The following is a 13,600-nucleotide window of genomic DNA, read 5'->3' as shown; positions in this document are numbered from 1 at the left end:
GAAAAGCCTCCAAAGCAACAAAAATGGCCGCCCTCAATCCTCACAACAAGCCGCCCGCAATATTGCGCAACAGGCCCTCAAGGGGGGAGATTGGCAGCTTCAGGCTCGGCGCTTTTCCGGCGACGTAGAAGATTGGCGAAAGCCTTCGCGACATCCGATCTCCCCCCTTGAGGGGGAGATGGCCGGCAGGCCAGAGAGGGGCGCCCAGACTCGACGTTGGCAATTGGCCCAGTCAAGATGACCGATTACAAAATCCTCATCGATGCCGAGACCCGGGCTTTCATCGAGCGGACCAATTCCTATTACCCGCCGGATACGATCGACTACACGATTGCCGAGCAGCGCGAGATCTATGGCCGCATGTGCCGGGAGTTCTTTGCCGGCTATCCCGAGGGAGTGACAGCGGAAACCACCGCTATTGCGGGGCAGGCGTGCAATATCCCGATCCGCATCTACAGAAGCACCCCGCAGGCAGCGGCGGCGGTGCTCTATTGCCACGGCGGTGGTTTCATCCTTGGCGGGCTCGACAGCCATGACGACGTCTGCGCCGAGCTTTGCGGCCGCACCGGTTACGAAGTGGTCTCGGTCGACTACCGGCTGGCGCCGGAGCATCTGCATCCGGCCGCTTTCGACGATGCGATGAACGCCTTCGAGTGGGCGGCAGCTTCCTATGCGCAACCCGTCCTGCTGTGCGGCGACAGCGCTGGCGGCAATCTGTGCGCTGCGGTCAGCCATGCGACGCGCGGTCACGCGAAGAGGCCGATCGGCCAGGTGCTGATCTATCCCGGGCTCGGCGGCGACCGTTCGCGCGGTTCCTATGTGAGGCACGCCGAAGCGCCGATGCTGACCACGCGCGACCTGGAATTCTACACGCACATCCGTACCGGCGGCGTGGACCAGACCGGCGACATCACCTTGTATCCGCTCGCCGACGCCGATTTCGCCAACCTGCCGCCAACGGTGCTGATCACCGCCGAGTGCGACCCGCTGTCGTCGGACGGCGAGGCCTATCGCGACCGGATCGTTGCGGCCGGCGGGCGGGCCACTTGGTTCGAGGAGAAAGGGCTGGTGCACGGCTATCTCAGGGCGAGGCACACGGTCGGCCGCGCCCGCGCCAGCTTTACCCGCATCGTCGAGGCGGTGTCGGCGCTCGGCAAAAGCGAGTGGATCTGGTGAGAGCTCCTCGCATGGGAATTGACAGAAGATGACCAAGCCAGCGAGTGCCGGAAATCCGTTTGGCCGGCCAGTCTGATCGCGCGGCTTGTCCACAACGCAATCCTGCCCCGAAATGCGGCTGTCCGGAGCTCAAGCCACCGAACGCGCCGCCGCCCGGCCGGCGCTGCGGCCGGAGAAGATGCAGCCTCCCAGGAACGTGCCTTCCAGCGCCGCGTAGCCATGCACGCCACCGCCGCCGAAACCGGCGGCTTCGCCGGCCGCATAGAGGCCCTGAACCGGCTCGGCATCGCTCCCCAGCACGCGGCTTTCGAGGTCGGTCTGCAGGCCGCCCAGCGTCTTGCGGGTCAGGATGTTGAGGCGGACCGCGATCAGCGGGCCGTTGGCGGGATCGAGCATCTTGTGCGGCCTGGCCGTGCGGATCAGCCGGTCGCCGAGATAGGCCCGCGCCCCGCGCAGCGCGGTGATCTGCATGTCCTTGGAGAAGGGATTGTCGAGCTGCCGGTCGCGGGCGCGGATCTCGCGCTCGACCATCGCGACGTCCAGCAGCGGTTCGCCGCCGGCCAGCTTGTTCATGCGCGCCACCAGATCGGGCAGTTCGGCCTCGATGATGAAATCCTCGCCCTTTTCCATGAACGCCTTGACCGGGCCCGGAATCCCTGATGTGGCGCGGCCTAGCACCTGGCGCCAGCTCTTGCCGGTCAGGTCGGGATTCTGCTCGGAGCCCGACAACGCGAATTCCTTCTGGATGATCTTTTTGGTCAGGATGAACCAGGAATAATCGAAGCCGGTGCTCATGATATGGCTGAGCGTGCCCAGCGTGTCGAATCCGGGGTAAAGCGGCACCGGCAGGCGCTTGCCGCGCGCATCGAGCCACAGTGAGGACGGACCGGGCAGGATACGGATGGCATGGTCGGTCCAGATCGGCGCCCAGTTCCTGATGCCCTCGACATAGTGCCACATGCGATCGCGGTTGATGACGCTGCCGCCGGCCTGTTCCGTGATCGCCAGCATGCGGCCGTCGACATGGTCGGGCACGCCTGTGATCATGCGCTTCGGTGCCGCACCCAGCCGTTTTGGCCAGTTTTCCCGGACCAGCTGATGGTTGCCGCCAATGCCGCCGGAAGCGACGACCACCGCCTGCGCTCGGAATTCGAAATCACCTGATATCTCACGCGAGCTTTTGTGGCCGCGTTCCACGGTGCTCGGCTCGAGGATGTCACCTCGCACCCCGGTCACGGCGTTGCCGGTCCGCGTCAGTTCGTTGACCCGATGACGGAATTTGAAGCAGATCAATCCGCGCTTCTCGGCCTCGCGCACGCGCAGCACGAAGGGCTCGAGCACGCCGGGACCGGTGCCCCAGGTGATGTGGAAGCGCGGCACGGAATTGCCATGGCCAATGGCATTGCCGCCGCCGCGCTCGGCCCAGCCAACCACGGGAAAGAATTTCATGCCGCGCTCCAACAGCCAGGAGCGCTTCTCGCCGGCAGCGAAGCCGACATAGGCTTCCGCCCATTGGCGCGGCCAGTGATCCTCCGGCCGGTCGAAAGCGGCGCTGCCCAGCCAGTCCTCGAGCGCCAGCTCGTGCGAATCGCGGATGCGCATGCGCCGCTGCTCGGGCGAATCGACGAGGAACAGGCCGCCGAACGACCAGAAGGCCTGGCCCCCAAGCGACTGTTCCGGCTCCTGGTCGACGATGACGACCTTCTTGCCGGCCTCGGCCAGCTCCGCGGCGGCAACCAGCCCGGCAAGGCCGGCGCCGACAATGATCACATCCGCCTCGTCAACCAATTCCCCTCCCCTTAGCTGGCTAATGTATGGATCCCGAACCGGATTTATATAAATGCTGGTCAGACCGCCTCCCAGCCGTCCTTGCCCCCGGCGCGGAAGATGGCGTCGATGACCTTCTGGTTGAGCACGGATTCCTCCAGCGTGAAGACCCGCTCCTTGCTGCCCTGGGCCGCGCGCGCGAAGGTCTCGACCTCCAGCCGGTACTGCTGCGTGCCGGGAAATCGGAACACCTGCGCCTCGGTGTGGTTCTGATTGTGCAGCTCGATGCGATGGTGATCGTAGAGCCCGGCATTGAAGGGCGAGAACACCTCGATGAACCCGTTCTCGCCATGGAACACCATCACCTGGCGCGCGGCCATCTGGGTCGAGAGATAGAAGGACAATTCAAAGTCGCCGAAATCGGCGCGGATCGAGGAATAGATGTCGGTGCCGAATTTTTTGTCGCGCTCGATCGTCGCCTGTACGCGCAACGGCTCCTTGCCGGTGGAAAAGCGCGTCGACACCGTCGGGTAGACGCCGATGTCGGGCAGCGCGCCGCCGCCGAGATCGAGCTGGTTTCGCATGTTGTTGGGATCGACATTGTAATAGGAAAACGCGCCCTGGACGTGGCGCAGCCGGCCGATGGCGCCGCTGGCGATGAGGTCGCGCACCTTGATCCATTGCGGGTGGTAAACGACCATGAAGGCTTCGCAGACCAGCACCTTCTTCTGGTCGCGCAGCTTGATTAGCGGCGGGATGTCCTTGGCGTCGAGCGCCAACGGCTTTTCGACCAGCACATGTTTTCCCGCCTGGATGGCCTTGGCAGTCCATTCGACATGCTGCGATGTCGGCAGCGGGATATAGACGCCGTCGATCTCGTTCGAGGCGAGCAACTCCTCATAGGAACCGAAAGCATGCGGCGCGCCGAAGCGGTCGGCGAGCGCACGAGCCTTCGAGTGATCGCGGCTGGCGATGGCCGACAGCACGCCATTCTCCGCCTCCACGATCGCCGGCAAAAGCTGCTCGCGGCCGATCTTGGCCGTCGACAATACACCCCATCGGAACATCAGGCTTCTCCATGTCGATTATGTCGATGGAGGTGTGCCCTAATTCGGGGAAAAAGCCAATCTGCGCCGTCATCGTCTGCGTTGCGTCGCTTCGTTTCTTGCTTCGCCCCGGCATAACCAACTTGCCAAGGCTAACTCCTCTTTCCCGTCAGCGTCATGTCGAAGTCGACAACATTGGAATAGAGGGGCGTGCCGACATCCATGCCATAGCGCGACCGCAGCACCTTGCCGGTGACGTGGAATTTGATGGTGCCGCCCTTGAGGCCGTCGAGCTCGGCGGTGAACTTTTCCGCAAACGTCTTGCCCCGCGCCGTCAGCCGGCCGGTGACAAGCGCCGTTGCATCGCCGGTGCGGGTCACGCTGGTCGAGCGGAACTGGATTTCGGGGCTGTTGGCCGCATCGAACACCGCGTCGGAGCGCAGGAAGGCGTCGATGCGGCGCTGGCCGGTGCCGACGCTTTCGGGAAAGATGGTGAGGTCGACCTTCGAGCGCCCGACATCGCTGTTGTCGATGCGGATCGTTCCCTTGAAGCGGGCGAAGGAGCCATCGAACCCGCCGCCGCCGGCCTTGCTGATGGTGAAGCGGATCGAGGAGGCAGCCTGGCTGATCGTATAGCTGCCGGCGGCATCGCCAAGGACAACTGCTGCCCAGGCGGGCACGGCAAGGCAAGTGGCAAGGACCGCCGATCCGAGGACGCGCGCATACATGAGACTATTTCCTTTTTTTGGAGGCAACGCTCTTCGCGCCTCCCTTACAAACGAGGCCACAACCCGTTCTATTCCCGGCCTGAGGAAGGCGTGACCATGCGCGCGAGCACATCGTCCTTCAGCCGGAAATGATGGCGCAATGCCGCTGCGACATGCAGCGCCACGAGTGCGGCGGCGGCATAGGCGAGATACCAGTGCGCAGCCGCCCAGAAATTTTCGGCGGCATCGGATTCGGCAAGCGGCAGGTTGGGCATCACGAACAGGTTGAACGGCATGCTGGGGATCTCCAGCGTCGAGACCGAGACCAGCGCCCAGCCGGACAGAGGCAGAGCAAGCTGGAAAGCGTAGAGCGCCAGATGAGCGAGCGGAGCCGCCCGGCGCTCCAAGGATCCGACCGAGGAGGGCAAGGCCGGCACCGCATTGCCAAGCCGCCAGGCGATGCGCAGGATGACAAGACCGAGCAGCAGGAAGCCCAGCGATTTGTGCAGCTGGATGAGCTCGAAAGCCGTGCGTTGGCTGCTGATGCGGACCATCACGAAACCAAGTGCAAACTGGCCGATGAAGACCAGGCCGATCAGCCAGTGAAGCAGGATTGCCGCCCAGCCGTAGCGGGTCGGGGTATTTATGATCGAAGCTCGCATGGAAGGCGAACGAATGCCGCGTCGGCTTTCTTCCACCCTCCTACAAGGGAGAGGGGAGCCTATCCGCTCACCTTGAAGAAATCGACAAAAGCCCTGAGCGCCGGCCGCATCTGGCGGCGGCTCGGATAGTAGACGAAGAAACCGTCGAAGGATGGACACCAATCCTCCAGCACGCGGATCAGCCTGCCGTCGGCGAGCGGCGCGCGCACATAATCCTCGAAGACGAAGGCAAGCCCGGCGCTGTCGACCGCTGCTTGCGCGATGAGATGGTCCTCGTCGAGGATCAACGGTCCCTCGACCGCCAACTCGATCTCCTCTCCACCCTTAGCGAATTTCCAGCGGTAGAGGATGCCGCTGGAGAAGCGGAAGCGGATGCAGCGATGGTCGGACAGGTCACGCGGATGGCGCGGCCTGGGCATGGTGTCGAAATAGGAGGGAGCGCCGACCACGGCGCTGCGGATATCGGGCCCGATGCGCACCGCGATCATGTCGCGTTGCAGGCTTTCGCCAAGCCGCACGCCGGCATCGAAACCGCCTTCCACCACGTCGGTGAAGCGGTCCTCGATGACGATCTCCAGCACGATATCGGGATAGGCTGATGCAAAGGCGCCGACCCGTGGCGTCAGCACCAGGTGTGCTGCCGTGCGCGGCACGCTGAGCCGCAGATTGCCGGCCGGCCGGTCGCGCGCCTCGACCGCCGTCTCCAGTGCCAGGTCGATCTCCGACAGCGCCGGCCGCAATCGTTCCAGCAACCGCGCGCCCTCTTCGGTCGGGGCAACGCTGCGGGTGCTGCGTGCCAACAGCCGCACGCCAAGCCGTGCCTCAAGGCTGGACACGGCATGGCTGACCGCCGACGGCGCGATCGCCAGTTCCCTGGCCGCGCCACGAAAGCTGCCGCATTGCGCAACAGTTGCCAGCACCGCAAGTTGTGAAAGATGTGCTCGGTTCATTGATCTATTTTCTAGAACGGCCCGTGCGCAGATGAGCCGATTATCGAACATCAGGCAAGGCGCTATCTCCTGAGCATCGCAACAAGGAGACGCGTGATGAAAACCCGCAAACTCGGTACTGAACTGGAAGTTTTCCCGGTCGGCCTCGGCTGCATGGGCATGAGCTTTGGCTATGGCGGCCAGCCGGAAGCCGAGGCGATCGCCACCTTGCACCGCGCCGTCGAGATCGGCGTCAATTTCTTCGACACGGCGGAGGTCTACGGGCCCTACGAAAACGAGATCCTGCTCGGCAAGGCGCTGAAGCCGGTGCGCGAGAAGGTGACGATCGCCACCAAATTCGGCTTCAAGATCCTGGAGGAAGGCACCGGCACCGATCGCATGGCGGGCGTCGACAGCCGCCCCGAACACGTCAAGGCCGTCGCAGAGGCGTCGCTGAAGCGGCTGGGCACCGACGTGATCGATCTCTATTACCAGCACCGGGTCGACCCGAACGTGCCGATCGAAGATACGGTCGGCACCATGGCCGAGCTGGTGCGCGAGGGCAAGGTGCGCGCGCTCGGCCTTTCGGAAGCGAGTGCCGCCACAATCCGCCGGGCGCATGCCGTGCATCCGATCGCGGCCGTCCAGAGCGAATATTCGCTGTGGAGCCGTGACCCGGAAGACGATGTGTTCGCCGTCTGCCGCGAACTCGGCATCGGCTTTGTTCCCTACAGCCCGCTCGGCCGTGGCCTTTTGACCGGCACGATCGCCAAGCCGGAAACGCTTGATGACGACGACTGGCGCCGTGGCCTGCCGCGCTTCCAGGCCGACGCCATGGAAGCCAATGCCAAGGTCATCGCCACGCTGGAGAAGATGGCGGCTGAAAAAGGCGTGACCTCGGCGCAGCTGGCGCTGGCCTGGGTGTTGCACCAGGGCGATTTCATCGTGCCGATCCCCGGCGCGCGAAAGATCCGTCATCTCGAGCAGAACACGGCGGCGGCAGGGATCGAGCTGAGTGCCGCCGAGGTACAGACCATCGGCGATGCGCTATCGCCCGACAAGGTTGTCGGCAAGCGCTACACCGAGGAGTTGCTGGCGCTGGTGAATGGGTGATTGGCAATCCCAAGAGAACCGAAAAGGGGTGCTCCGGCCCCCTTTTCAATGCGGCGCGGCACAAGAGATTGCCAGACGCCCGCATGAAACACCCCCTCTGGCCTGCCGGCCATCTCCCAGGGAGATCGGCTCTCATCCGCTTTCGCCAATTGCAGACGACGTAAGGTAGACAAGGCAGCGAAGCTGCCGATCTCTCCCCTTGCGGGGCAGATGGCCGGCAGGCCAGAGGGGGTGCCTCGCGCCGACATTTCCTACCATGGCACGACCGAAATCTCGGGCCAGTTCTCCCGCGCCCGCTGGCCCTTCGCCTCATGCGTTCGCCGATTGTCCATCACCCGGTTCGGCGTGATGCGGAACGAGAAGACGTCGTCGAGACCGAACGGCGCCACAAGTTCCAGTTGACCATCCGCGTCGTATCGCACCCCGACCGCATGCGTCTTCGACGCAAAGAACCGGACCGACTCGCTCGAACTCGTGTAGCGCGGACAGGGCCGCCCGAACTTCTGCGGGTACCACAAATGCACCCGCGCCTGGTTGCGCACCTCGACCGGCAGGGGCAGCCCCTGGAAATGCTTCGCCGCCCGGCGGATGACGGCGTCCTCGGCCTCGTAGGACAGGTCGCTGTCGTCGAAATAGAACAGGTCGACATCCTTGATGCCATAACCCGACGACTTCCCCGTCAGATGGTTCCAGACCGAGTTGTAGAGCACGCCGGAGACCACCAGCCAGTCCGGAAGGTCGAGCGTGCGGGCACATACCAGCGCCTGGCGCACGAGCGCATCCGACAGCAGGATGTCAAGAAACGCAGCGCGTTGTGCTTCGAACGGGAGCCCGGAATAGCGCAGATGGTCCATCGCCCTTTGGAGGGCGATTCGCCACTCTCCCGCAATCCCGGAAAGAGGCTATGCCCTGAGCACGCCTCCGGTCTGCTTGCCGACATTCTCGACGATGCGCTTGGCCAACGCCTCGAAATCCTCGTCGGTCAGCGTCTTCTCGACCGGCTGGATCGACACTTCGATGGCGATGGACTTCTTGCCCTCGCCCAGTGACGCACCGTCGAAAACATCAAAGACCGAGACGCCGGTGACCAGCTTCTTGTCCGCGGCGAGCGCCGCGCGTACCAGCGTGCCGGCCTCGACCGCCTTGTCGACGACGAAGGCGAAGTCGCGCTTCACCGCCTGGAAGGCGGAGAGATCCAGCCTGGGCTTGGTTTTCGTCGGCTTTGCCTTGGGTTCGGGCACGGCATCGACATACACTTCGAAGCCGCAGAGCGGGCCGGAGACGTCGAGGCCTTCCAGCGTTTTGGGATGAAATTCACCGAACGTGCCGAGCACCGTCTTCGGTCCGAGCTTGATCGTTCCGGAACGACCAGGATGGTACCAGGACGGGCCGCCGGCCTCAATCTGCAGCCGCTCGACCGGCGCGCCGCAGGCTTCCAGTGCGGCGATGGCATCAGCCTTGGCGTCGAACACGCCGACCGAACCGGAATTGCCAGCCCAGTTGCGGCCGGAACCGTCGAGCTTGGCGGTGCCGCGCCGCACGCCGGCGGCGACGCGCCGTTGCTGGTCGGCGCCGTCGCCCTCATAGGTGCCGGAGACCTCGAACAACGCCACCTCGCCAATGCCCTTGTCGGCATTGCGCTGGGCGGCTGCGATCAGGCCGGGCAGCAGCGAGGGCCGCATGTCGGACATGTCGGCCGCGATCGGGTTGGCGAGCTTGAGCGAAGCCTGCCCGCCGCCGAACAGTTCGGCGTGCCTGGCGGGGATGAACGACCAAGTGACCGCCTCCATCATGCCGCGCACGGCCAGCGCCCGCTTGGCCGCGCGGGTGCGGATCTGCAGCGTCGTCAGGATCTTGCCGTTGACCGCGTCATGCGCACCGAGTGGCTGCGAAGCGATGTTGTCGACGCCATGGATGCGCATTACCTCCTCGACCAGGTCGGCCTTGCCGTCGACATCGGGGCGCCAGGACGGCACGGCGATATTGACGACATCGCCCGAACCCTCAGGCTTGAAGCCGAGGCGCGTGAGAATATCGAGGCTTTCCGCCGTCGGCACTTCTATGCCGGTCAGCCGCTTCACTTCGGACAGCGGGAAGGAGACGATCTTGGGCTGATGGCCGACATAGCCGGCCACCTCGATTTCCGTCGGCGTGCCGCCGCAGAAATCGAGCACCAGCCGGGTCGCGAGCTCAACGCCCGGCACCATGAATTCGGGGTCGACCCCGCGCTCGAAACGATAGCGGGCATCGGTGATGATGCCGAGCGCGCGCCCGGTGCGGGCCGTGGTGATCGGGTCCCAGAGTGCGGATTCGATCAGCACGTCGGTCGTGTTCTCGTCGCAGCCGGAACGCTCGCCGCCCATGATGCCGGCGATCGATTCCACGCCATTGTCGTCGGCGATGACGCACATCTCCGGCGTCAACGTGTATTCGCGGCCGTCGAGCGCCAGTACCTTTTCGCCCTCCCTGGCGCGGCGCACGACGAGATTCCCGGCGACCTTGCCGGCATCGAAGACATGCAGCGGCCTGCCACGATCGAAGGTGACGTAGTTGGTGATATCGACCAGCGCGCTGATGGGCCTCAACCCAATGGCGATCAGCCGCTGCTGGAGCCATTTCGGCGAGGGACCGTTCTTGACGCCGCTGACCAGATTGAGCGCGAAGCCGGGGCAGAGTTCCGGCGCTTCGATCGTCACCTTGACCGGGCACAAGTCGTTGCCGACATGCGGCATGATAGCGCCGCCGACAAGGCGGCCGAGACCGCTCGCTGCCAGGTCCCTGGCGATGCCGTAAACGCTGGTGGCATCAGGTCGGTTGGGCGTCAGATTAATCTCGATGACCGGATCGTCGAGATGCGCGTAAGCGGCGAAGCTGGTGCCGACCGGCGCATCTTCGGGCAGGTCGATGATGCCGTCGTGCTCGTCGGAAAGTTCCAGCTCGCGCTCGGAACACATCATGCCGTGGCTTTCGACACCCCTGATCTTGCCGACCGTCAGCGTCACGTCGATGCCGGGCACATAGGTGCCGGGCGCGGCGAAGGCGCCGATCATGCCCGCGCGCGCATTGGGTGCGCCGCAGACGACCTGCACGGGCGGCTTGCCGTCGCCGGTATCGACGGTCAGCACCCGCAGCCGGTCGGCATCGGGATGCTGCACCGCCGTCAGCACCCTGGCGATGACGAAGGGCTTCAGGCTCGCCTTGTCGTCGACATGCTCGACTTCGAGGCCGATCGAGGTCAGCCGCTCGACGATCTCGCCGAGCGTGGCATCGGTCTCGAGATGGTCCTTGAGCCAGGAAAGTGTGAATTTCATGATGCTGTTCCGTAATGTATCGCAGCAGGAATCGTCGTCTTGGCCGTCACGCGCTCAGGCCCCCGAACAAAGTCGGCATGTCGAGCGGCCGGAAACCGTAATGCGACAGCCAGCGCACATCGGCATCGAAGAAGGCGCGCAGGTCCGGCATGCCGTATTTCAGCATGGCGATGCGGTCGATGCCCATGCCCCAGGCAAAGCCCTGATATTCATCGGGATCGAGCCCGCCAGCGCGCAGAACGTTGGGGTGCACCATGCCGCAGCCAAGGATCTCCATCCAGTCGGAGCCTTCGCCGAAGCGCACCTCGCCTGGCCGCGAGCGGTCGCACTGGATATCGACCTCGAGGCTTGGCTCGGTGAACGGGAAGAAGGACGGCCGGAAGCGCATCTTGACCGACGGCACTTCGAAGAAGGCCTTGCAGAACTCCTCCAGCACCCACTTCATGTTGGCGACGTTGGCCGATTTGTCGATCACCAGCCCTTCGACCTGATGGAACATCGGCGAGTGGGTGGCGTCGGAATCCTGCCGGTAGGTCTTGCCCGGAATGACGATGCGGATCGGCGGCTTCTGCTTCTCCATGGTGCGGATCTGCACCGGCGAGGTGTGGGTACGCAACAGCTTGCGCTCGCCCTTCTCGTCCGGCTGGAAGAAGAAGGTGTCGTGCATCTCGCGCGCCGGGTGGCCTTCCGGGAAATTCAGCGCGGTGAAGTTGTAATAGTCGGTCTCGATATCCGGCCCTTCGGCGATGGCGAAGCCGAGATCGCCGAAGATCGCCGCGATTTCGTCGATGACCTGGCTGATCGGATGAATGCGGCCGCGCTCGGCCGGCGACTGCCGCACCGGCAGCGTCACATCGACCTTCTCCGCGGCGAGGCGGGCAGTGATGGCAACATCCCTGAGTTCCGCCTTGCGCGCGGTGAGCGCATCGGTGACGCGGTTCTTGAGGCCGTTGATGGCGGGGCCTTTGACCTGGCGCTCCTCGGCGCTCATCGAGCCGAGCGTCTTCAGCATTTCCGAGATCGACCCCTTCTTGCCAAGGGCTGCCACGCGCACGGCTTCTATCGACGCTTCGTCAGACGCCGATGCGATGTCGGCCATCAGGGAATTTTCGAGCGTATCCAGGCCAGTAGTTGCGTCGTTCACGGTCAAACTCGCTACGTTGGAAGTCGGCTTTAAAGTGAAAGTCACTTTAAAAGTGAAATTTCAGGCAGAGACAAAAGAACCCGCGCCAGCCGTGCCAGCGCGGGTTCCCCAAATCAGAATTTCGAATGCTTGGGAAGCGCTGGTCTTAGGCGACAGCGCTTTCAAAAGCATTCGGGGTGGTGTTCTTGAGGTACTCAAGAGCAACCTTGGCCTTGGCAACGAGCGCGGCGAAAGCCTGCGGCTCGTGGATGGCCATATCCGACAGGATCTTGCGATCGATCTCGATGCCAGCCTTGTTGAGGCCGTCGATGAAGCGGCCATAGGTCAGGCCGTGCTCGTGCGTCGCGGCGTTGATGCGCTGGATCCACAGCGCGCGGAAGGAGCGCTTGCGGTTCTTGCGGTCGCGATAGGCGTATTGCAGCGACTTTTCCACCGCCTGCTTGGCGATGCGGATGGTGTTCTTGCGGCGGCCGTAGAAGCCTTTCGCGGCTTTCAGGACCTTCTTGTGCTTGGCGTGCGAGGTGACGCCTCTTTTTACGCGTGCCATGTCATGATCTCCTTAAAAGCAATTCCAGGAAAAGTGCCTTGCGGTTTTCCGTTCGGAATTGCGTAAAACAAATTCGTGTTCGGCCGAATGCTCAGAGGCCGTTCGGCAGAAAATTCTTGATGACCTTCTTGCCATCCGGTTCAGCCAGAACCATCGTGCCGCGGGCATTTCGAATGAACTTGTTGGAACGCTTGATCATGCCGTGACGCTTGCCGGCCGCAGCCGACAGGACTTTACCCGTACCGGTGATCTTGAACCGCTTCTTGGCGGCCGATTTGGTCTTCATCTTGGGCATTTTGCTACTCCGTATTGTGGCGCACCATCGCGCTTCTTGTTCGCTTCGGGCCGACCAAAGCCCGAAAAGCAAATGAAACCGCCACGGCATGCCCTGCCGGGCGGTTTTCTAGAACGGCGGTGCTATACGTCAAAGATGGCCGGCGCGCAACACCTCAGGCCGTGCGGGTCGTGCGACGCTCTGTCCCCCTCAGGGAAGCGTGAACCACACCGGCAGCAGGCCCGACTGCTGGGCGCCGTCGATCAGTTCGAAGGCCGGCAGCGCCACCAGGAACACCAGCCCGTCGAGCAGCGTGTTCAACAAAAGGCGCGGCTTGAAGCTGCCGGTCTCGCCTTCATCGTAAAGCGAGAGGTTGGGGAAGAAGCGTGGCACTTTCGCCAGATAGGCCTGGTAGGGCGCGCCGAGCGCTTGCCGCAGGAATTTCTCCTCGCGCAGGATGACGATGTGAAAGGCGCCGGCGCACAGGACCGCGAAAAGGACAATCCCGGTAAACGAGCCGATCTGCGCGCCGACGCCGGCGGCAGCCACGGTCGAGAACACATAGAGCGGGTTGCGGGTGATCGAATAGGGTCCGCCAGTCACCACTTTGGACGACTTGTGCCCGCCTATGTAAAGCGTCGCCCACAGGCGCCCGACGATGCCGAGGAAAATCAGCAGCACGCCGAACATCTCGATGGTTTCATGCACGGGCGTATCGGGCGGAAAGGTCGATTGACCGAACAGCAGCGCCGCAAACAACACGAGGACGAGCACGGCAAGCACCAGCCGGCGCGTGCGCTGGTAGCTACCCAGCCCGTATTTGAGTTTTTTGTCCAAGGGGAGGAATCCGATCGTCGAAGAGCTTAGCCGGCGACCGCAGCTATGGCCGAGAAATAGGCGTCCCGCCGATCGCCGGGACGCCCT

At 63.7% G+C, this 13,600-nt stretch carries 13 protein-coding genes; 2 read left to right on the top strand and 11 right to left on the bottom strand.

The annotated features are described in order from the left end of the window. The first annotated feature begins 237 nt into the window (after positions 1-237). Complete coding sequence (locus tag LB532_RS05040) at positions 238-1,176, top strand: alpha/beta hydrolase (protein WP_140643771.1); 939 nt, start codon at positions 238-240, stop codon at positions 1,174-1,176. 129 nt (positions 1,177-1,305) lie between these two features. On the opposite strand, the gene LB532_RS05035 is transcribed toward LB532_RS05040, so the two are convergent. The 5 genes from LB532_RS05035 to LB532_RS05015 form a co-directional block, all read right to left on the bottom strand. Then, on the bottom strand, positions 1,306-2,964 hold the full coding sequence (locus tag LB532_RS05035) for an FAD-binding dehydrogenase (protein WP_140643773.1): 1,659 nt from the start codon (positions 2,962-2,964) through the stop codon (positions 1,306-1,308). Between the two features lie 59 nt (positions 2,965-3,023). After that, the gene (locus LB532_RS05030) at positions 3,024-4,010 is read right to left on the bottom strand and encodes a Gfo/Idh/MocA family protein (protein WP_224556408.1); all 987 of its coding nucleotides are present in this window, start codon (positions 4,008-4,010) and stop codon (positions 3,024-3,026) included. A gap of 131 nt (positions 4,011-4,141) precedes the next feature. After that, on the bottom strand, positions 4,142-4,717 hold the full coding sequence (locus LB532_RS05025) for a YceI family protein (RefSeq protein ID WP_140643777.1): 576 nt from the start codon (positions 4,715-4,717) through the stop codon (positions 4,142-4,144). A gap of 68 nt (positions 4,718-4,785) precedes the next feature. Continuing rightward, positions 4,786-5,358 carry a cytochrome b gene (locus LB532_RS05020; RefSeq protein ID WP_140643779.1) on the bottom strand — a complete coding sequence of 191 codons (573 nt, stop codon included), beginning with the start codon at positions 5,356-5,358 and terminating at the stop codon, positions 4,786-4,788. A gap of 59 nt (positions 5,359-5,417) precedes the next feature. Next, complete coding sequence (locus LB532_RS05015; RefSeq protein WP_224556406.1) at positions 5,418-6,308, bottom strand: LysR family transcriptional regulator; 891 nt, start codon at positions 6,306-6,308, stop codon at positions 5,418-5,420. A gap of 96 nt (positions 6,309-6,404) precedes the next feature. On the opposite strand from LB532_RS05015, the gene LB532_RS05010 reads away from it, so the two are divergent. After that, positions 6,405-7,400 carry an aldo/keto reductase gene (locus tag LB532_RS05010; RefSeq protein ID WP_140643783.1) on the top strand — a complete coding sequence of 332 codons (996 nt, stop codon included), beginning with the start codon at positions 6,405-6,407 and terminating at the stop codon, positions 7,398-7,400. A gap of 251 nt (positions 7,401-7,651) precedes the next feature. Here the strand turns inward: LB532_RS05010 and LB532_RS05005 are convergent, their stop codons facing one another. The 6 genes from LB532_RS05005 to LB532_RS04980 form a co-directional block, all read right to left on the bottom strand. Next, positions 7,652-8,254 (bottom strand): nucleotidyltransferase family protein, encoded by a 603-nt coding sequence (locus LB532_RS05005; protein WP_140643785.1) that lies wholly within the window; start codon positions 8,252-8,254, stop codon positions 7,652-7,654. A gap of 48 nt (positions 8,255-8,302) precedes the next feature. Further along, positions 8,303-10,711, bottom strand: coding sequence for a phenylalanine--tRNA ligase subunit beta (pheT, locus tag LB532_RS05000; RefSeq protein ID WP_140643786.1), 2,409 nt, complete (start codon positions 10,709-10,711; stop codon positions 8,303-8,305). Between the two features lie 46 nt (positions 10,712-10,757). Then, the gene (gene pheS, locus LB532_RS04995) at positions 10,758-11,810 is read right to left on the bottom strand and encodes a phenylalanine--tRNA ligase subunit alpha (RefSeq protein WP_224556426.1); all 1,053 of its coding nucleotides are present in this window, start codon (positions 11,808-11,810) and stop codon (positions 10,758-10,760) included. A gap of 190 nt (positions 11,811-12,000) precedes the next feature. Further along, positions 12,001-12,402 (bottom strand): 50S ribosomal protein L20, encoded by a 402-nt coding sequence (gene rplT, locus LB532_RS04990; protein ID WP_006201247.1) that lies wholly within the window; start codon positions 12,400-12,402, stop codon positions 12,001-12,003. Between the two features lie 91 nt (positions 12,403-12,493). After that, on the bottom strand, positions 12,494-12,697 hold the full coding sequence (rpmI, locus tag LB532_RS04985) for a 50S ribosomal protein L35 (RefSeq protein WP_006201248.1): 204 nt from the start codon (positions 12,695-12,697) through the stop codon (positions 12,494-12,496). Positions 12,698-12,886: 189 nt separating this feature from the next. Next, on the bottom strand, positions 12,887-13,513 hold the full coding sequence (locus LB532_RS04980) for a methyltransferase family protein (RefSeq protein ID WP_140643790.1): 627 nt from the start codon (positions 13,511-13,513) through the stop codon (positions 12,887-12,889). Positions 13,514-13,600: the final 87 nt, after the last annotated feature.

The sequence above is a fragment of the Mesorhizobium sp. ESP-6-2 genome (genome assembly GCF_020164675.1).
Taxonomy (GTDB): Bacteria; Pseudomonadota; Alphaproteobacteria; order Rhizobiales; family Rhizobiaceae; genus Mesorhizobium.
This window is presented reverse-complemented; position numbering and strand designations above follow the sequence as displayed.

What these genes read in the sequence shown, in the direction of transcription:
- rplT (WP_006201247.1), bottom strand. Translation starts at nt 12,402, where the DNA reads ATGGCACGCGTAAAAAGAGGCGTCACCTCGCACGCCAAGCACAAGAAG.
- pheT (WP_140643786.1), bottom strand. Translation starts at nt 10,711, where the DNA reads ATGAAATTCACACTTTCCTGGCTCAAGGACCATCTCGAGACCGATGCC.
- LB532_RS05030 (WP_224556408.1), bottom strand. Translation starts at nt 4,010, where the DNA reads ATGTTCCGATGGGGTGTATTGTCGACGGCCAAGATCGGCCGCGAGCAG.
- LB532_RS05010 (WP_140643783.1), top strand. Translation starts at nt 6,405, where the DNA reads ATGAAAACCCGCAAACTCGGTACTGAACTGGAAGTTTTCCCGGTCGGC.
- LB532_RS05015 (WP_224556406.1), bottom strand. Translation starts at nt 6,308, where the DNA reads ATGAACCGAGCACATCTTTCACAACTTGCGGTGCTGGCAACTGTTGCG.
- LB532_RS05040 (WP_140643771.1), top strand. Translation starts at nt 238, where the DNA reads ATGACCGATTACAAAATCCTCATCGATGCCGAGACCCGGGCTTTCATC.
- LB532_RS05020 (WP_140643779.1), bottom strand. Translation starts at nt 5,358, where the DNA reads ATGCGAGCTTCGATCATAAATACCCCGACCCGCTACGGCTGGGCGGCA.
- LB532_RS05025 (WP_140643777.1), bottom strand. Translation starts at nt 4,717, where the DNA reads ATGTATGCGCGCGTCCTCGGATCGGCGGTCCTTGCCACTTGCCTTGCC.
- rpmI (WP_006201248.1), bottom strand. Translation starts at nt 12,697, where the DNA reads ATGCCCAAGATGAAGACCAAATCGGCCGCCAAGAAGCGGTTCAAGATC.
- LB532_RS05005 (WP_140643785.1), bottom strand. Translation starts at nt 8,254, where the DNA reads ATGGACCATCTGCGCTATTCCGGGCTCCCGTTCGAAGCACAACGCGCT.
- pheS (WP_224556426.1), bottom strand. Translation starts at nt 11,810, where the DNA reads ATGGCCGACATCGCATCGGCGTCTGACGAAGCGTCGATAGAAGCCGTG.